The sequence below is a fragment of the Bradyrhizobium genosp. SA-4 str. CB756 genome, from assembly GCF_000473125.1.
GTDB classification, from domain to species: Bacteria; Pseudomonadota; Alphaproteobacteria; order Rhizobiales; family Xanthobacteraceae; genus Bradyrhizobium; species Bradyrhizobium arachidis.
Window position 1 is genome coordinate 9,340,627 of sequence record NZ_KI421499.1, and the last position, 16,998, is coordinate 9,357,624.

A 16,998-nucleotide genomic window follows, 5' to 3' on the forward strand; every position below is an offset into this window, starting at 1 on the left:
GCCAAGACCCAAAGCAGACGTGAAGCAGCCACCCTGGCGGCATTAGGCGAGCGGCCGCCAAACTTGTCTAGCCGAAGAGATAAGTTACCATTTCGCTGATTCTTGGTCGTTGCGGCTGGCTATGACGAAATCATCGAAACTAGTTGCTGCGAAGCGTGGCAAGGTGCTCCTCGTGAGGCGTCGGTCGGACGGCCGCTGGATGTTTCCGGGCGGCCGCCGTCGCCCGAACGAATCCGAAAAGGAATGCTTGCGCCGAGAAATCAAAGAGGAGCTGCCAAAACTCAAGCTTGGACGCGTAAGCCTCTGGAAGGAGGTCACGGCGAAAAACAAGCGATCGGGGCGGAAGATGAGCGATGCGATCTTCGTCGCCAAGAACGCCAGAGGCAAGCTGGTCATCGGCGATCCGAAGGAGATCGACCGGGCCGTATGGCGGAAGCCGAGCGGCATCCGGCTGACCGCGACCTCGCGTTATATTCGCGACAAGCTGTTTCCCAAGTAGGCCAGACGTCACGTCAGCGAAGCGATCGATGGACATCGATCCAGATTTTTCGAAGGTAGCGCTTTCGGGCTGCTGGAGCGTCGACCTTTTTACCCCAAACGCGGATGACTTGCCGGGATCTACCAGACAGTTGAGCTATCTCTTGATAGTTGGCTAACCCGTTTCTCAGCATATAAAGCGCGGCCGCCTTAATGGTATCAGTCGTCGTCTTTTTGCCCATTGCAGCTCCTTCCGGCCCAGACGTTCGCGAATGTAACGTCGGGAACTCACCGCCGGCAGCTAACCGTTCGACCGAGGTGTTTCGGAATCCATTTCCCTTCCGTCAGTCGTCGTCAGCCGCAATCACGGTAATCGGATTCCTCGCCGTCAGCTCGTTGGCAAATGCCGACCAACCTGGTCCCGACTGGATGCCGATTGAACAGGTGAAGGCGAAGGTCATAGAGTCCGGCTACACGGTGGTCACCCGAATTGAAGCCGACGATGGCCGGTGGGAGGGCAAAGTCATCAAGAACGGACAGAAGATGGAATTCCATGCAGACCCCAAGACCGGGGAGATAACCCGTGAGAAGCCGGACGATTAATCTATGAAGGAACGACCTTGGGGCACGAAAGGTCGTTGTAGTCGATCACAGGCCCCCTGCAATCCGTTCATGAATAGGTCGAGGCACTTCTCCCTTCGGAACGGCTTTTGCGACGACAGGCATCGGCAACATGCTCGGGGCGACCGGACCTCATCCGGATTTTGCGACTTTCTGCTCGAAGCGCGGCCCAGGCTGCGGTAACGTTCGCTCGCGCATAAGCGCCAATGATGCGACGAAAAGGAGGAAGCACATGGCCGGATACCATGCGGTATCACGCCGTAACTTGCTGATCGGAGCCTCTGCAGTTGGAGCGATGGGCGCTCTCGGCTCGCTCAGCCCAGCATTCGCCAAGGCCCTGAAGCTCGGCACCCAGGTTGCCCCGTTCTATCGCTTCAAGATTGGCGATTTTGAAGCAACGATCGTGACCGACGGGCCGCTGCCGCCTCGGCGACCCCCACAAGAACTTCAATGGTCTTAGCGCTGCCGAGATGGACAAGCAGCTTACCGACAACTTCCTGCCGCTCAGCAACGCGGTGCTCCAGCAGAACGCGGGTGAGGCGTTCTCGACAAGCAGATTGCGCGCTACCGCTTCCTGGAGGGTCGCATCAACGACCAGAAAGCGCTAGACGGCATCAAACGATTGATCGCCGAACTGCACGACAAGAAGAAAGCCAACCACCCAGACGAGTAAGCCGTTGTGGCATGCGCCGAAACGCAGAAGAAAAAGGAGAAGTCCAGCCCTGGTGCACGAGCGGTACGACGTCTCGATCTGGGGAGCAGCGTCGGCTGGCGTGGCACGTCGCTACGCTGCCCGTCCGAGCGGCGCATCTTAGTTGTACTCGTTCTCCGGCATGGAGCCGGCGGGCGGCTTTAGCTCCTCAATTCCCGCTTCAATGATCAACAACTCGTCGCGCACCGCCTCCAACGCCCTAGCAGGATTGATACCTGTCACGGCCTCAAGCTGTGCGACCACTTTGCGACGGTGTGAGAGAAGATCTGATAAAGCCCGCCGGTCCTTCGCCTTTACATAACCGGCGACGATTAATTCCATTGCTTTGGACATACGAGCACACGCTTGCTAATTCAGCATTCCCTGTCGAAGCTCATTCAGGAGCGCCAATGTGATCTCGCAATTAGGCTTGTGCTTGAAGACTTCCATGTAGACGCGCAGCGCTTCCTGGTATTCGCCCTGCTTGAGAGAGCCATTTGACTGCAGAGTCAGAACGAGAACCTGAAAAGCGGCCGTCATTGCCTCGAAATAGGCGTTTATGACTTCAGCCGGCGGCGCATCACTTGACGGTGCGGTGGGAGAGGTCATGCTCGGACCTCCCTATCACTCGGCGAGCTCTTTGGTGGGACGTTGATCGGAAAGCCCGAGGCGACAAGCTCATCCATTTTCGAGAGCTCTTCTGCGAGCCGCCGCTCAATAAATTGACGCTCCAGATCCGACAGGTTCGTCTTGAGCAGTCGCCGGTAGCGATAAACGGTGTTTCTATGTGCGCGCATGCGGGCCGATTGTACGTCGAGCATCGTCGTCTCTCCAGACGGTCGCGTGTGGTCCTTGATTTTCTAAATCGGGATTGGCGTTCCCGGTGCGAAAATAGGCAGCCGGAAATTGATGTCAAGAACGATGAACCGGATCAAGTTCGAGGGTCGCTGCCAACCCGACCGAAGCCGTCAATGCACGATCCAATAGACCCAGGCGGCCCCAACCAGCACCATCAGGACCCATGATATCGCCACCAACGTCCAATCTCGTTTGCTAAGTCAGCCTGAAGCATCTGTTCCCCCAAAGGCCGCCTCTGTTGGCGGCCTCTTATTGATCACTCTTCAGCTTGCGGCGACCCTATGCGGAGTTCAACTTTACAATCAAAATCAATCATTGTGACCGACGAGCGTCCTCCAACCTTGCTCGGCAGCATTAACCACCGACTGATAGGCCGCGAGGCTTACGTCAACGTACGCAATGAAAAACGAAAGCTGCAGGTCTATCAAGCTCAAAGATGGTGTAGGACGCGTCCTGCGGTCGGACAACTTGATGATCTGGGCTGACATGTGAATTCCTAATGCTGGTCTCAGTGATCCCGGCGGGTTGCAACATAGCAAGACTAGCTTGGTTCCCGCATCGACCGGCCCACCCACCTCGCAAACTATTAACGCCTTGGACCGCGGAACGCGCGCGAGCCACGGCGGTCGTGCGTGGGGACAACCGCCGTTTCACACTGGCAGCCTTTTCAACCTGGTCTAATGCGAGCTGTCGCCATCGATGCAAGATTGGACTTCCTGCCGGTGATAATGGACGATCGGCCCCAGCCCCTGTGACCCCCGGGTCGAAGCCTCCAGACCGGGGCCGATCTGCTGCCCGACTTCGGCGGGCGCTCCGCGACCTCACGTTTCCTTGGTAGTTGGGCCACAGCCCGAGGCCGACTTTGCGGCTGTCGGTATCCCATGGTCCTTCTGGGTGATCGCGTCAGCCGCGCGGTTCTTGAAGTAGCCAAGGACGTAGACGCGTATGGCAGACGACAGATTGCCATGCTGCAGGTTGCGCTCGATCTCGCTGGCTAGATCCGACAGCGACATGTCGCGCTGGTGGGAAATCTCTTTCACAGCCGTCCAGAATGCCTCTTCCAGGCTGATGCTGGTCTTATGGCCGCCGACGATGATGGATCGTTTCGCGACGTGCGATTTCATGGCTGTTCCTGGCGCTCGATGGCTTTGCGCTCGCTGCCCTTGTGACGATCATCATTTTGCGTGGAGCCTGCGCGCTAGCGGGCGACGAGCCAAGGTCCTTTCCGCCGCAGGCCGGGAGCCTTATGTCAGGCACGCGACCACGGCCAGAACGAGATCTGCGCCGAACTCTCCCGAAAAGATCGAAAACAGAATTCCGGCACTAATCGCGGATGCAATCACTTTGGGAGTAATCATTTTGGACTCCCCTCTTAATTCCAAACTTCAGAGTGAGCGCGGTTTGTTTCCGGAGCGTTTCGAGACCCCAAAAAACGGCTTCGTTCACCAGGGCGTTACATATCGGGAAAATATGGCAATCTGAGTGTCCTAATTTTCAGGCGATCATGTCACATCGTCTTGCGAAAAGAACGCCATCCAGGCATTGCCTTCGACTGATGCGGCAAAGAGACTTCAACCAACGTTTGTTAGTGTCCCGGCCGCTTTAGTTTGGGAGAATCTGGCAGTGCGCGCGTTCTGATTCGCACGCGCCGGCCTCAGCATTAGGTGCCAGCCAGGGGATGCGCGAGGCCGTTTTCGATTACATCTGATCAGCTGTCTTGTTTAGCGGCACGTAAGTTCCCGCTCTCGTGCAGTTCGAGCCAGCCGCGTTCAACCGCATACCATGCCGGCGCAAAATTCGGCGCCGGTGGCCTTCATGGTGAAGAGAATTGAGCGCGTTGATCTTCTCGATATGGATTCGGCCGTCCTGGACTGGCTCAACCTGGGCAGCGAGCTCGAGCGGCCTGCGGGCGGCGGCAGGGTAGGTCAGCCTGTTGGCCTTCTTCCATTACTCGACGACACACTTGGCGAGGCGTCGTCACGTTCATCTCTCGCGATCTGCCGCCCGATTGCCCTCGCCAGCTCTACCCATTGTTCGTGGTGGCGTAGATGATCGATGCTACGTGGGTCGCTCGGGGGTGCGCTGCTGCAGATGCCGACTATGGGGTCGCCCATGCGTTTCAGCGTCGGCCTGTCCTGCTCGAAGCACGCTGGGTGCCACTTGCCATGGACAGAATCTCCCTTCTTGTAGGAGACAGTAACGCTGATCACATCCCGGTCTTGCACTTGACAGTGGGCACAGGTGAATATCGGAACCTCTCTCATGTTCTCACTCCGCCGAAGCCTCAACTTTTCCGACATGGCGGGACACCAGCGAAATCTTGCTCGCGGAACGTGGCCCCGACGCCGGGGATAGGGGGCTGGTTAAGCGCCGGGGCCCTCGCTGCCCGCCGTCGAATCGTTCGATTGGAGGTAGAACATCCTGGGCGGAAAGCTCACTGATTGTGCAGATATTGCGCTCTCCTGTGCAAGTGCAGTTCGTGCCAAGCGATGTGCCACACACGGCAAGCCGTGTGCCGATGGTGAATTCACCGGAACCGGCGAAAACCGTCGCGGACTTGGCCATAGTTGCTGGAGCCAGGTTGAGGTCGGAAAATTGGCGCGCTGGAAGCAGGATTGGACTGCAAAGGAAAACTCTGTGGAGGGCTTGTCTGGTAGGGGGCGCCAGAGGAGGCGCAGCGCACTATTGAGGAATATGCAGCTGAGCTGCGGGAGATCATCAAGAAGCTACGCTGCAAGATGAACTAAGGCGGCCTCACAGAAACCTAGGCCCGTTTTGGTACTTATACGGGATGCAACGTGTTTATTTGGTTCGGGTCACAACCGACAGCGGCGAACGCCAGCTCTGGCTGGCAGCGACGGAGCGAAGCGCCGCTGTGGATCGAGTGCTCGACGCGATTCCCGAAGGCTGGGCAGCGAGTCTAGTTGAACGCGAGTTAGATGAGGACCTGACAGCTTCATTGAACATGCAGGCCGGCGAGGTCCGGCGACATCTGGTGTCCTAATTCCCCCTCTGCGGGTACGAACGGTCCCGGGCATCCCCGGGGCGGGGCGTCCACCCCATCATAAATCCGCCATGTCAGCTTACCCCCCAACAGCGACATAGGAGCTGATATTGCACGACGTCCGAGAGGGGCCAGAAGCTGACGTTGCTAGAATGACTACAAGAGACGTGGCTCCTCACGGAAGCCAGTGATCTCCGCGGCTACCGCTCGTCTCCGCGACGATATCAACCCTGCAGGAGCCCTTATTATTGAGCATTCTGATTCAAGCATCGGACGGCATGGGTCGCTGTAGGTTAGATTGGCGGAACCCGCCGTCCAGCGCGTCTCCAGCAGAAATCGGTCAGCCCTTGCGCAGATACCGCGGCGACAGCGTTCTCTGGGACTTCACAGCATTGAGGGCCACAGCCAGTTCCTCGATCCGATACGGCTTTGATAAAATATTAACTCCGGTCTCCTTGGCTTCGTGAATGGCCGCTCCGCTGTAACCGCTTGTCAGCAGGATCGGGATGTCGCTTCGCCTTTTTTGGATTTCGCGGGCAAGCTCAACTCCGTTCATCCCGCCTGGCATCATGACGTCCGAAAAGACGATATCGACAGGTCGTCCATCAGCCAGAGCGCCAAGTGCCGCCGCGGCACTGGCCGCGCGGGTCACCTCATACCCCAAGTCGTCGAGCATCTCGCTGACCAGGGTAGCGACCTCATCGTCGTCTTCGACCAGAAGAATCCGACCTTCATCTCGAAGCCGTCCATTTGGTTTGTGAAACTCCACAAGCCGGCGTTGATCGTGAGACGGCGCGTGTCCGGATTTCGGAAGGTATAGAGAGATCGTGGTGCCAGAACCGAGCTCTGAATCGATACGGACGGTCCCTCCTGACTGGGTGGCAAACCCGTAGACTTGAGCGAGACCTAGTCCCGATCCTTTGCCGACGTCTTTTGTGGTAAAGAATGGCTCGAACACCTTGGTTCGGACCTCTTCGGTCATGCCAGTCCCCGTGTCGATCACTGAGAGCCGGACATAATCGCCCGCGAGTTCGTTCTCCGTGAGATCAGGTACATTCTCTGCACGGACGATGATCGTGCCGCCGGCGGGCATTGCGTCACGCGCGTTGACGGCAAGATTCAGCACGACCAATTCGAGTTCACCTGGGTCGACCTCGACGGGCCAGAGAGTCGCAGGAAACTCGAACTTCACGTGCACGTCGCCCCGCAAGCTCCGATCGAGCAATTCGCGCATCCCGCCAATCTGGCGCGCTATATCCACGGATTCCGGCTTGAGCTCCTGCCGCCGAGAGAACGCGAGAAGCTGGCGGGTCAGGCTAGCTCCGCGCTGCGCCGCCTGGATCATTCCGTCCATCAACCGGCGGCGCCGCGCCGGGTCGGCCTGGCGATCCAGCATGTCGAGCCCGCCCGAGATGACCATCAGCAAATTGTTGAAATCGTGAGCCACGCCGCCGGTGAGGCGTCCGATCGCCTCGATCTTCTGTGCTTGTCGGAGCGTTTCCTCCACGCGAGCACGCTCCGCCATCTCGCGACGGAGATGGTCGTTGGCCTCTGCAAGAGCGTGCGTCCTCTCGATAACCAGGCTTTCGAGTTGCTGAGCCGCTTGGTCACGCGCCTGGATCAGCGCTCGTACTTCGTACTGGCGCCGTCTGGCGCGAAGGGCCGACTGAACCGCGCTGGTGAGCGTGATCGGCTGGATAGGACGTTCGAGTAAGGACACGTTGCGCAGCACGTTCACAAGGTGGCGCCGCCAAGCGACTACTTGCGGCTGGTGGTGATGACTCGTGAGCACAATGAAAGGCAGGTCCGACCAGGCGGGTTGCCGCTGGACCCATTGGCTCAGCGGCGTATCCTTCGAGAACAGTCCTTCTTCGGCAAGAAAAACCACTCCTGCTCCCGTCTCCATCTCGCTCACCAATGCCTCGACGTCAGCACAAATGGCGGTCGCGAGTCTCGAGCTGCGGAGCAACTCTGCGGACGCGAGCGCATCGCGCCCGATCGGCGCGAAGATCAGCACGCGGTGCTCTCGCTCAGTCTCCATCTGACGTGTCCACCTCGGGAATGTCCGTCCCCAGAAACCGTGGATTGCCTGAGAAGATGCCGCTGAAATTGCTGAGGGGGGGCCCCAGGCTGATGCCTGCGCCACTCAAACGAAATTCACGGATACTGTGTTCATGATTGCCGCTTCGCTTCTTCACGACCGACAAGGCGCGTCGAACCGTACCGGCGAGTTCGAAATAGCGCAGCATCAAAACGGCGTCGCTAAGATAACTGATGTCCAGCGGCGTATCCATCGGGCCAACCAGCCCATGCTGCGCAAGCACGAGGATGGTCAGCACCCCTTGCTGGCCGAGATAGGTCAAGAGCTCGTGCATCTGAAGGACGAGAAAACGCTCGTCCGGCATCGCGTTGAGATAGCCATTGAGGCTGTCGATGATAACAATACGGGCATTTTCGACCTCAACGCTATGCCGAACGTTTGCCGCAAACTCGCCTGGCGACAGCTCGGCGGGGTCAATCTGCTGGAATCGGATGAGCCCGGAATCCACATGTTTCTGAAGCGGGAGGCCGAGCGTTCGCGCACGAGCCTCAACAGTGCCGCGGCCTTCGTCGAAGGCAAAAAACACGGCATGCTCGCCGCGTTCCGCGGCCGCTATTGCATAGGTCAGTGCCAGCGAAGACTTGCCGACGCCGGCTGCGCCGATGAAAAGCGCGTTGGTGCCTCGCTCAAGGCCCCCGCCAAGAAGTTCATCGAGCTCGGCATTGCCGCTCGGAGTGAAGTCGCCCGGAAACGATTTATGATGCTCAGAAGCAATCAAGCGCGGGAAGATCTTGAGGCCGCCGGGCGCAATGACGAAATCGTGGAAGCCTCCTCGAAACGGAATGCCTCTCATTTTAATGACGCGCAGGCGGCGGCGTTCGGCGCCGTATTCGAGCGCGAGCTGCTCCAGCATCACAACGCCATGGGCTATGGAATGGAGCTGCAGATCCTCGTGCGAAGCAGTCAGGTCATCGAGTAGGATAACGGTGCAGTTGCGTTGCGCAAAGAAATGCTTCAAGGCCAGAACCTGGCGACGATAACGCAGCGCATTCTGAGCCAGAAGGCGAAGCTCGGAAAGGCTGTCGATCACCACGCGTGTTGGATTTATTTGTTCGACCTCCTTGAATACGAGGTTCGTGGTCTCGCTCAGCTCCATTTCGGCGGGGTGAAATACCGTGAGTTCGCGTTCGGGATCGAGCGTCGTCTCCGGGGGAACGAGCTCGAAGATGTCCACCCCGGCGAGCGACCAGCCATGCCGCCGGGCGACGAGCTCAAGCTCCCGCCTGGTTTCGGAAAGAGTGATGTAGAGCGCGCGTTCGCCATTCGCCGCCCCTTTTAGCAGAAACTGCAGCGCGATGGTGGTCTTGCCGGTGCCCGGCCGGCCTTCGTAGAGGTACATGCGGTTAGCGTCGAAGCCACCGCCAAGAATGTCGTCGAGGCCCCCGCTCCCCGTGGAGATGCGCTGCAAATCAGCGATCGCGCCGTTTTCACCTGGCACAACCTGCTTCACCATGACCGTTTCCCCCGACCAACCTTCAAGAATGTTCCCGCACGGAAGCTTGGACGGTAGCCAACTCCGCGATAATCATGAGAGAACGAAATAAAGCCGGTTCCGGTTCCCGGCCTGCTATCGCTGGCGGCGAGCGAAAAGGAAGCCGCCTTCAAAAGCCAGCTTTTAGCGCAGGCCCAAGCCTACCGGAAAATGGCCGCGCAAAGGGCCAGGGATTATGGGCTCCCCGCACCAAGTCCTCCCAACGCGGCCTGACTCGCCAAGTGTCCCCACCCGGAAGACTGAGCAAACGTCCCGTTGCCGAAAATTCATGTTCACTTTGGTACATAGGGTCGCAAGATCAGCGCGGGGTGATTCCATGCTGTCCATGATCCTAATCATGATTGCCATCGGTGGCACACTTGTAGGTAGTAGGCTCAACCGTAAATTCCCGAAGCCCGCGAAAACCAAAGGGACCGCTGGTCTGGTCCAGCGGCCCTTCCGGGTTTCCACTGACACGAAATGAAATTTTTTGGCGCTCCCGGACTCCCTATTTTTCCCGGAGCGCTACTGCTTGCTTGGTTGATTCTTTCCTTCCGCAAGCGACTCCTCAGCGATGATGCGAAGAACGAATAGCGGATTCCGGAATTGGTCCGTGACTTCCATGCGCCATTCGCGGCCGGGCTTTAGGTCGCCATCGAGCCCCTGCAGAATCTGCCCGGCCGTGACTGTGGCTTCTTTCCACGCCGCGCGATGATCCGCCAACTCTTCACCAACGTGGTCCGTGGTCGAACGCTCATGCGTAACGTTGAAAAAGTAGCGTGGCATTGTACATTTCAGCTTCCTATCGAAAGGTATTTTCGTAACGCTGCGGCTCTTTGATCCGTTCCCGCCCCTTAATCGCGCCGGAGAAGTTCAGCAAAGCAGCGTTCAAGTTGTTCGACCGTAAACGGCTTTTGCAACCACGGCCGTCCCCGGAATTCTTCGGGCACTCCAGACTCACCAAAGCCGGTCGCAAACGCGAATGGGATATTGCGCTTGGCCAGAGCCCTCGCAACCGGCTCAATGCCGTCACGCCCCAGCTGCACGTCTAGCAGAGCGATGTCAAAGACAGCGTTGTTCGCCTGCTCCAGTGCCGAAGGCAAATCCCCAACCTCCGCCGCCACCGTGTGGCCAAGCTCCGTCACCATATCTTCAACCATCATCCGGATGAGCGTTTCATCCTCGACCAACAATACCGAAGCCACGGCCCTCCCCCAAAAACCTACTGTCGTGTGATCTTCGTTGCGCTCGCGAATGCCCGAAGCGCTACGCCTCGAAGCTCACCCAAACTGCCTTGGCCTGCTTCGGCCGCTAGCAATAGCTGTTCGGCGATCACGCGTCGGCTCTCATGATCCCCGCCGTGCGGAAGCTCCCGGCAGGTCTCCTCCAGCACAACTTCCATATTCGTTTTCACCCGGTCAGACAGAGCCATCCCAGCTTCTCCGGCTTCAATGTCGGCGAGTTCCGGAAATATGGAAGCGAAGGGCCTTCTTAGTCAATATGACTTTGCGCTTCGGGTTAGCCACGTCCTACCATTCGGATTCTTTTGGGGAAGGCTGTTGCGTTTTACGGCCAAGAAGGCATCCTTATCCCTGAGCGCGGAGCCTCTGTGCTGCTCCTCCCTTGTTAGCGCATCGAGCCGATCCAACTGGCCCGCCAGCCCGGCAAGGCTCCGGGCGATGTTCTTCATCAGGAAGGCGCGGTCGGGGGAGGTGTTCGGGTTTTTGCAGAGGACTTTATACTGGCGTGCAAACTCTAAGCATTGCGCAGCGGAAATCATCTTGCCTCCGAGGGCCACAAAAAACGATGAAAACTCTTAACCTCTGGCTTTGTTCCAAAAACGAAAACTACTATAGAATGCACTTATCTCGGATGGCAACTTCAACTTTGCTAACGTGCGGAACGCAGGGCGCGCTCCGACTGGAAAAAGATAAAATTGTCTCTATTTGAGTGCCTATGCGATGGCGCTCTAGTTTTAGAGTACGCCCCGCTTCCGGCTTCATTGAGCGCTGCCTTCCAACCGTAGCGAAGACGGCTCCGGTGGGGCCGGATTGGGTGTACGCAATCAAGCACGACGGCTACCGGCTCATGACGCAAAAGCACGATGGCCGCGTGCGCGTATACACTCGGCGCGGAGCGGATTGGGAGCGCTTCCGCCGCGTTGTGCAGGCCGCCCCGCGATCAAAGCTACGTCCTTCCTGTTACGGTGAGGGCATCGTTTACGACGGCAAAGGCATGCCGAACTTCGCGCTTCTCCACTCTCACGACTAGGACCGCGAGGCATCGCTTGTCGCCTTCGATCTTCTAGAACTGGAAGGCACGGAGGTTCGCAGGCAAGGCAGCGAAGCGCTGAATTCCATGAGCGGCACGCTGCAGCTTACGGCCGGCGGTGCGAATGTTGACTCACAACTTTTCAGCAACATCCCGCAGAACGCGCAGAGTGCGCCTGAGGAGTTGTGGGACCAAAAACAGGTCGTAAACGCGCACCGTATCTCCACTGGGCTGAACGCATCGGCAGTAATGGAGGCAATTAAAGAAGGGGCGACTTTCGTAGTCGCTGACATTGGAATGCAGCCCGTTGGATCGATCCCGCGGAAAGGTTCGAATTTTGGAAGACGGAAGTGAAGTCACGACTTGCCGATAAGCCGATCTCGCTTGAAGACTTCCCTGGGGAGCACTGCTATTTCGCTTCGAAATGGCTGCTTGCTGATGGACTTCCATTGATTGTCCTTGAACGACACCACTGATTTGATGGCGAGGTCCGCTCAGGGTCAAAGGCTGCCGCGGCTGCCTTGCATGACCCTCTTCGGGTCACCGCTAGGAAGCAGACCTCGCGGCGCTCGGCGCCAGGTGGCGGCCACGGTCAATTCCGGACTTTCCTAACCGGCCGCGTAATCTTCGAACGACGCCATCTATTTCCCGGCTGCGTCAGGTGGCGTAGAATGTTACTGCCCCTTGAAGCGGGACGTGCCGAAAATCACCGCCAGGGCAAACGAGCAGTGCTATCGGCAGGCACGCTCTCTGGAGACCGTTCTTTTTCGGTTTCGCACCACCAGTCTCAACGAACTTTGCGTGTCGCATCTACGGCCGCAGGTTCAGTAATGTCGGGAGAAAAGCCATGAGCAGGGTCGATCGAAGATCCGCACTGGGTATCGGATTGGCAGTGGCTTCGGCTGCCATGATCAAGCCAGCCGCCGCACAGGCCACAAGCTACAAGGATACGACGCCTTGGCCAGGCGTCGTGGTGCGTGAATATGAAGGCGAGACACCATCCCTAATCCCAGGTTTTAAGACCGTCTCAATGCGCGATGTCATTATGCAGCCGGGGTCGAAGACCATGGGTCCCCCTATGATGAATGCTATGGTCTGCCATATCACCGAAGGGGAGCTTCGGCTTGACCAGGAGGGAAAGACCTTCACGGGCAAGAAGAATTTTGTCTGGACCTGCAACAAGGAGACAAAAGAACAGGCGTTCAACGATGGGAGTGTGGTCGCGATTATGCGAATTACGGACCTAAAGGCTTAACACTGGTTTTCGCAAGAGATCGATTGTAGAGCGGATGGCGCACGCGACGACGCGCCATCCGCGTGCAGGTACGGTTTGGGTCAAAGTTCGAATAACTCAGGTTGAGCCCGCTGCGCCGCAATGAGCGGACTCCGTCAGACCCGCTTCGCAGATGGGCAGCAGCCGACCAGAACCGCTGACGTAGCCGCTGGGTTCTATTTGGCTCTCAGGCTTTGAGCCATGTCGTCCTGCCCCTGCGCGAGCTTGTCATAGGCATCTGCCATCCGGCTGTATTGAGCCTTCGTTTCCGAATCTCGCATCAGATCACTCTTGGCACGACATTCTTCGGCTTGGTTGCGGTAACGCTTTGCGTTCGCCGAATGATCCATCTATTCACGATTATCCCGATGCGCCTTGCTTTCGGTGCGATACATCGCGCTCTCCATCACGGTGAGACGAAGGGCGCCGCGACTATGCAGTTGTTCGGCTTGCAAGGCGAGCTTTTCCTTTTGAAGAGCTTTGCTCTCTTCAATGGCAAGCTGAGCGCGAGCGAGAAGGGGATCAATCATCCGGCGATCATGGACGCGGAGAAGCCTCGTTCCTATTGCCTATGTTAACTTTCGGGATCTTCTTTCGGAAACGGCTCGTAGGTCTGACGACCGAGAAAGGTATCGGGCTGAGGCAGCTTGAGTACCTCCAGGGCTTCTCGAATGGTCTGCCGCACCATTTCGACGTGTGCGGCATCTTTTGGTGAGAGTTGATGAAAGTGACGGATGACCGGCATGGCGGCGCTCCCTGTTTTGCAGGCGGGAGCACGGCAGTGTCTCTCAGCCATCGACGCCTACGGCAGAGCCTCGGCCGATGATGTAACGACAATACCACCACAAAGCGGAGGTTCCTAGGGGAGTTACGGTTGTGAGCGATCACCTCAGCGGGCTTTGCTGCTCGGCTCTCGTAAGCGCGTTCAGCCGATCCAATTGACCTGCCAACCCGGTGAAGTTCCGCGCGATGTTCTTCATGAGGGAAGCGCCGTCGATGGACGTGCCCGATACTTGAGAAAGACCTTTGAAATGAGTTGCGAGTTCAACGCATTTTGCCGCCGTAATCATGTTCGGCTCCAGAATGAGAAATCGGTGACGTGCACCCGCTAAGTCTGAAACTGAAGTGTTGTTCAACCAGCAACAATGCTTCCGGGCCGCTGGCAAACGTCTTCACCGGGTCATGAGCGCCGTTTGGAAGATCGGCCGGTTGCTTCCGGTCTACCTCGATAAGCCGACAACTGAGGGCGCCGCCCGAACTTCGCATTCGGCCCAGAAGCCGACATCGGCCAAGCTCGACGCCGACATCCGTACTTCGTCAGACCTGCACAACAAAAATCCGAAGGCCTTCAATGAACCAAGTCCGCCGACCAGAGCGTTCAGCATGGTGTTTGCTCGGTCCACTCTGGCAAGCTGCTCTAGATTTTGGGAGCGCTCTCAGCCCAACGGGCCATCCTTGCGTTGGAAGGCAAGGACTCGTCAACAAGTTTTTTCGCGGTCTCAATACCGGCCACCGGCAATTTATTGGGATCTAGAAGCCCGATCTGGACCAGTACCGAGGCCTGATCCCAATAGATATGCTCATTGTAAAGCTTGTCGCCGCGAAAGCAGACGATCGCGACTAGCGGGATCTCGACGTATCTGCCGGTCGGAAATATGCCCGGTAACATCCAGTCGATCTCGGTGTCATGAGTGAAGCAGAACAACATCTCATCGACCACCCGGTCGGAGCCAATGGTGCGCGAGATCGGGATCAGTTTAGTGTCCTTCGGCGTCTTCGGGATAAAATGGTTTTTGTAGAAGCGCAGAAGGTCACTGTGGCCAACGCCGCCAGTCATGATTGGGATATGGTTGACGTAGGGTTCGGCCACCATCGTGCCCATAGTCGCTTCGGCCGAGCGTGTGGCAAATTCCAGCTCGGTGTGCTTGTCCCACAGTGACGAGAGATCGTAATGAGGGCCGAGGGCTTTACGGAACAGCGCGATCGAACGCGAGTGCGCCATCAAACTCGCCGGTCTGTTGAAACTCGCGCGCTCCGGCGCTGCGAAAGCATGATTGCAGCCCGGGTAAAAATAGAACTCGACATCCGGACGATTTGCAAAGGCCGATCTAGTTTGCGTCCGCGCCTCCGCGGGGGCAAGAGGATCGAGTTCGGCGTAGTGAAAGACTATGGGCCGCTTGATCTTCGAGGCCTCGCTGAGATAGGCCTCGATGCCAATGCCATAATAGGACACGGCACAATCGACGTCGGTGTGCACAGTAACGAGATAAGCGATTTTACCGCCGAGGCCGAAACCGAGTGCGCCAACCTTGCCAATCGTTTCCGGCCGCGCCCGCAGCGACTGTAATGCATCAGTGCAATCCTTGACTGAAAGATCGGCGTCGAAGCGCAGGGAATACTGCATCGCCTTGCTAAAATCGGCCTCGGCGCAGCCGAGATCAACGCGCGGGTCCATGCGCCAAAATAGGTCCGGCACGAGCACGACATAGCCTTCCTCGGCATAGTAGTCAGCGATGCGCATGGAGGGGGCGACGCCAAAGATATCGTGCAACAACAGGATGGCGGGACCTGACCCAGACGCGGGAATAGCGAGATAGCCCTTGAATGTACCGCCATCGGCGGCTTTGATGTCGATCCACTGTCCCGCCATTTCAACCCTCCACGACCTATGAAATGTGTCAGCGAAAGACGACATCTTGCCAACGTCGTCGCCGACGTCTGTGCCTACGTCCAGGTCGGATTTTACTTCGCAAGGCGATGTCGGCCGATGAGCCAATACTAGAAACGTGGAAGATTGCTACTCGAAAATCGTTGCCGGTGTAACACGCCGTCTCTCGTCCGAGCGCAAACGTAGTCCGTCAACCGAGATCACGATGAATGCTCAATTTTCCATGACAGAGGGAGTCTGCTAATGGGATGGTCCGGCCGTGCTCCGGCCCTGCCAGCACGAGAAGCTGGCAAGGGGCGCTCAAGACAAGGAGCACGCCATGTCTCGGAAACTCAACGCAGCGATCGCCGTGATCGGCATCGATATCGGCAAGAACTCGTTCCACATCGTGGGTCATGATCACCGCGGTGCCATCGTGCTGCGGCAGAAGTGGTCACGCGGCCAGCTGGAAACGCGGCTCGCCAACCTGCCGCCGTGCGTGATCGGTATGGAGGCCTGCGTTGGCGCCCATCATCTCAGCCGCAAACTCCACATGCTTGGCCACGACGCCCGCCTGATGCCGGCGAAATACGTGCGCCCGTATTCGAAGGGACAGAAGAATGACTTCCGAGATGCGGAAGCCATCGCCGAGGCGGTGCAACGCCCGACCATGAAGTTCGTCGCAACCAAGACCGCCGATCAGCTCGACCTTCAGGCGCTGCACCGCGTCCGCGATCGATTGGTCGGTCAGCGTACCGGCGCCATCAATCAGATCCGTGCGTTCCTGCTGGAGCGGGGCATCGCCGTGCGGCAGGGCCTGCATGCCCTGCGGTTCGAGTTGCNGGGTATCTTGGCGACACGCGCCGATGTGCTCTCGCCTCGCATGTTGCGCATCATCGAGGGTCTGGCGGAAGACTGGCGCCGGCTGGATGAGCGTATCGAGGGGCTATCGAACGAGATCGAAACACTGGCCCGTCAAGATCAGGCCTGCCAGCGACTGATGACGGTGCCTGGCATTGGCCCGATCATCTCGAGCGCAATGGTGGCCGCGATCGGCACGGGAGACGTGTTCTCGAAAGGCCGCGACTTCGGCGCCTGGCTAGGACTGGTGCCGAAGCAGATATCGACCGGCGACCGCACGATCCTCGGCAGTATCTCAAGGCGCGGCAATCGCTACCTGCGCGCGCTGTTCGTGCAAGCCGCGTGGGTTGTGCTGGTCAAGGTCAGGTGTTGGGAGCGCTATGGCCTCAACTCCTGGATCGAAGGCGCCAAGAAACGACTGCATCACAACGTGCTGGCGATTGCGCTCGCTAACAAGCTCGCCCGGATCGCCTGGGCGGTCCTCAATAAGGGACGCGCCTTCACGTGCGTCAAGACGGAGGAGACGGCGTCTGGATCTGCTTGATCCTCGCGCCGTGCGCGGCGCCGTCAAGGCGCAGCCTGGCCGCAGGAGAGCAAGCCGTCAGGACAGCACGACGGCCGGCCTTGACGGCGCCTTGCGCGCGGCGCGTCTGCGCGCGCAGGCCGGGACGAAGGAACGACCGCCAGGCACGAACAAAGGAACAGCGCGAAGTGAGGAGCTAT

General features: G+C 58.2%; 18 protein-coding genes. 5 read left to right on the forward strand and 13 right to left on the reverse strand.

The window, feature by feature from the left end:
* Positions 1 to 121 precede the first annotated feature (121 nt).
* The 3 genes from BRAGE_RS0145180 (at position 122) to BRAGE_RS55545 (ending at position 1,558) form a co-directional block, all read left to right on the forward strand.
* Positions 122 to 499 (forward strand): NUDIX hydrolase, encoded by a 378-nt coding sequence (locus tag BRAGE_RS0145180; protein WP_027565100.1) that lies wholly within the window; start codon positions 122 to 124, stop codon positions 497 to 499.
* Between the two features lie 191 nt (positions 500 to 690).
* Positions 691 to 1,080, forward strand: coding sequence for a PepSY domain-containing protein (locus BRAGE_RS57840; RefSeq protein WP_084335150.1), 390 nt, complete (start codon positions 691 to 693; stop codon positions 1,078 to 1,080).
* A 250-nt stretch (positions 1,081 to 1,330) separates the two neighbouring features.
* Positions 1,331 to 1,558, forward strand: coding sequence for a twin-arginine translocation signal domain-containing protein (locus BRAGE_RS55545; RefSeq protein ID WP_141263476.1), 228 nt, complete (start codon positions 1,331 to 1,333; stop codon positions 1,556 to 1,558).
* A 351-nt stretch (positions 1,559 to 1,909) separates the two neighbouring features.
* Here BRAGE_RS55545 and BRAGE_RS0145200 read toward each other — a convergent pair whose 3' ends face one another.
* From BRAGE_RS0145200 to BRAGE_RS0145250, 8 genes are all read right to left on the reverse strand, one after another.
* Complete coding sequence (locus BRAGE_RS0145200) at positions 1,910 to 2,143, reverse strand: hypothetical protein (RefSeq protein ID WP_027565102.1); 234 nt, start codon at positions 2,141 to 2,143, stop codon at positions 1,910 to 1,912.
* A 15-nt stretch (positions 2,144 to 2,158) separates the two neighbouring features.
* Positions 2,159 to 2,398 (reverse strand): hypothetical protein, encoded by a 240-nt coding sequence (locus tag BRAGE_RS53985; RefSeq protein WP_028146515.1) that lies wholly within the window; start codon positions 2,396 to 2,398, stop codon positions 2,159 to 2,161.
* A complete protein-coding gene (locus BRAGE_RS53990) occupies positions 2,395 to 2,610 on the reverse strand; it encodes a hypothetical protein (RefSeq protein WP_028146516.1) in 216 nt (71 codons plus the stop codon). Before BRAGE_RS53990 ends, BRAGE_RS53985 begins: the two co-directional genes overlap by 4 nt.
* An 858-nt stretch (positions 2,611 to 3,468) precedes the next feature.
* Positions 3,469 to 3,771 carry a ribbon-helix-helix domain-containing protein gene (locus tag BRAGE_RS0145220; protein WP_027565104.1) on the reverse strand — a complete coding sequence of 101 codons (303 nt, stop codon included), beginning with the start codon at positions 3,769 to 3,771 and terminating at the stop codon, positions 3,469 to 3,471.
* 2,220 nt (positions 3,772 to 5,991) lie between these two features.
* Positions 5,992 to 7,692 carry an ATP-binding protein gene (locus BRAGE_RS0145235; protein WP_027565168.1) on the reverse strand — a complete coding sequence of 567 codons (1,701 nt, stop codon included), beginning with the start codon at positions 7,690 to 7,692 and terminating at the stop codon, positions 5,992 to 5,994.
* Positions 7,682 to 9,205: an ATPase domain-containing protein gene (locus BRAGE_RS0145240; protein ID WP_035730728.1), complete on the reverse strand. Its 1,524-nt coding sequence runs from the start codon at positions 9,203 to 9,205 to the stop codon at positions 7,682 to 7,684. The genes BRAGE_RS0145235 and BRAGE_RS0145240 overlap by 11 nt, the downstream gene beginning before the upstream one ends.
* 543 nt (positions 9,206 to 9,748) lie before the next feature.
* A complete protein-coding gene (locus tag BRAGE_RS51295; protein ID WP_035730730.1) occupies positions 9,749 to 10,009 on the reverse strand; it encodes a DUF6894 family protein in 261 nt (86 codons plus the stop codon).
* Between the two features lie 68 nt (positions 10,010 to 10,077).
* Positions 10,078 to 10,428 carry a response regulator gene (locus BRAGE_RS0145250; protein ID WP_027565166.1) on the reverse strand — a complete coding sequence of 117 codons (351 nt, stop codon included), beginning with the start codon at positions 10,426 to 10,428 and terminating at the stop codon, positions 10,078 to 10,080.
* Between the two features lie 1,913 nt (positions 10,429 to 12,341).
* Here BRAGE_RS0145250 and BRAGE_RS0145270 point away from each other — a divergent pair.
* Positions 12,342 to 12,749, forward strand: a complete 408-nt coding sequence (locus BRAGE_RS0145270; protein ID WP_027565162.1) for a hypothetical protein — start codon at positions 12,342 to 12,344, stop codon at positions 12,747 to 12,749.
* A 194-nt stretch (positions 12,750 to 12,943) separates the two neighbouring features.
* Here the strand turns inward: BRAGE_RS0145270 and BRAGE_RS55550 are convergent, their stop codons facing one another.
* From BRAGE_RS55550 to BRAGE_RS0145295, 5 genes are all read right to left on the reverse strand, one after another.
* Positions 12,944 to 13,117 carry a hypothetical protein gene (locus BRAGE_RS55550; protein ID WP_156950911.1) on the reverse strand — a complete coding sequence of 58 codons (174 nt, stop codon included), beginning with the start codon at positions 13,115 to 13,117 and terminating at the stop codon, positions 12,944 to 12,946.
* Positions 13,118 to 13,297 carry a hypothetical protein gene (locus BRAGE_RS53995; RefSeq protein ID WP_084335169.1) on the reverse strand — a complete coding sequence of 60 codons (180 nt, stop codon included), beginning with the start codon at positions 13,295 to 13,297 and terminating at the stop codon, positions 13,118 to 13,120.
* Between the two features lie 44 nt (positions 13,298 to 13,341).
* On the reverse strand, positions 13,342 to 13,512 hold the full coding sequence (locus BRAGE_RS56320; RefSeq protein WP_167336553.1) for a hypothetical protein: 171 nt from the start codon (positions 13,510 to 13,512) through the stop codon (positions 13,342 to 13,344).
* A gap of 139 nt (positions 13,513 to 13,651) precedes the next feature.
* Entirely contained in the window at positions 13,652 to 13,837 is a 186-nt protein-coding gene (locus BRAGE_RS0145290) for a hypothetical protein (RefSeq protein WP_035730736.1), read from the reverse strand.
* A gap of 347 nt (positions 13,838 to 14,184) precedes the next feature.
* A complete protein-coding gene (locus BRAGE_RS0145295; protein ID WP_027565159.1) occupies positions 14,185 to 15,417 on the reverse strand; it encodes a dienelactone hydrolase family protein in 1,233 nt (410 codons plus the stop codon).
* A 337-nt stretch (positions 15,418 to 15,754) separates the two neighbouring features.
* On the opposite strand from BRAGE_RS0145295, the gene BRAGE_RS0145300 reads away from it, so the two are divergent.
* A complete protein-coding gene (locus BRAGE_RS0145300) occupies positions 15,755 to 16,819 on the forward strand; it encodes an IS110 family transposase (protein ID WP_028146518.1) in 1,065 nt (354 codons plus the stop codon).
* Positions 16,820 to 16,998: the final 179 nt, after the last annotated feature.

Coding starts and splice junctions, on each gene's coding strand:
- BRAGE_RS53990 (WP_028146516.1), bottom strand. CDS start 2,610: ATGCTCGACGTACAATCGGCCCGCATGCGCGCACATAGAAACACCGTT.
- BRAGE_RS0145290 (WP_035730736.1), bottom strand. CDS start 13,837: ATGATTACGGCGGCAAAATGCGTTGAACTCGCAACTCATTTCAAAGGT.
- BRAGE_RS0145240 (WP_035730728.1), bottom strand. CDS start 9,205: ATGGTGAAGCAGGTTGTGCCAGGTGAAAACGGCGCGATCGCTGATTTG.
- BRAGE_RS0145295 (WP_027565159.1), bottom strand. CDS start 15,417: ATGGCGGGACAGTGGATCGACATCAAAGCCGCCGATGGCGGTACATTC.
- BRAGE_RS57840 (WP_084335150.1), top strand. CDS start 691: ATGGTATCAGTCGTCGTCTTTTTGCCCATTGCAGCTCCTTCCGGCCCA.
- BRAGE_RS0145220 (WP_027565104.1), bottom strand. CDS start 3,771: ATGAAATCGCACGTCGCGAAACGATCCATCATCGTCGGCGGCCATAAG.
- BRAGE_RS53985 (WP_028146515.1), bottom strand. CDS start 2,398: ATGACCTCTCCCACCGCACCGTCAAGTGATGCGCCGCCGGCTGAAGTC.
- BRAGE_RS0145270 (WP_027565162.1), top strand. CDS start 12,342: ATGAGCAGGGTCGATCGAAGATCCGCACTGGGTATCGGATTGGCAGTG.
- BRAGE_RS56320 (WP_167336553.1), bottom strand. CDS start 13,512: ATGCCGGTCATCCGTCACTTTCATCAACTCTCACCAAAAGATGCCGCA.
- BRAGE_RS0145180 (WP_027565100.1), top strand. CDS start 122: ATGACGAAATCATCGAAACTAGTTGCTGCGAAGCGTGGCAAGGTGCTC.
- BRAGE_RS53995 (WP_084335169.1), bottom strand. CDS start 13,297: ATGATTGATCCCCTTCTCGCTCGCGCTCAGCTTGCCATTGAAGAGAGC.
- BRAGE_RS55545 (WP_141263476.1), top strand. CDS start 1,331: ATGGCCGGATACCATGCGGTATCACGCCGTAACTTGCTGATCGGAGCC.
- BRAGE_RS0145235 (WP_027565168.1), bottom strand. CDS start 7,692: ATGGAGACTGAGCGAGAGCACCGCGTGCTGATCTTCGCGCCGATCGGG.
- BRAGE_RS55550 (WP_156950911.1), bottom strand. CDS start 13,117: ATGGATCATTCGGCGAACGCAAAGCGTTACCGCAACCAAGCCGAAGAA.
- BRAGE_RS51295 (WP_035730730.1), bottom strand. CDS start 10,009: ATGCCACGCTACTTTTTCAACGTTACGCATGAGCGTTCGACCACGGAC.
- BRAGE_RS0145200 (WP_027565102.1), bottom strand. CDS start 2,143: ATGTCCAAAGCAATGGAATTAATCGTCGCCGGTTATGTAAAGGCGAAG.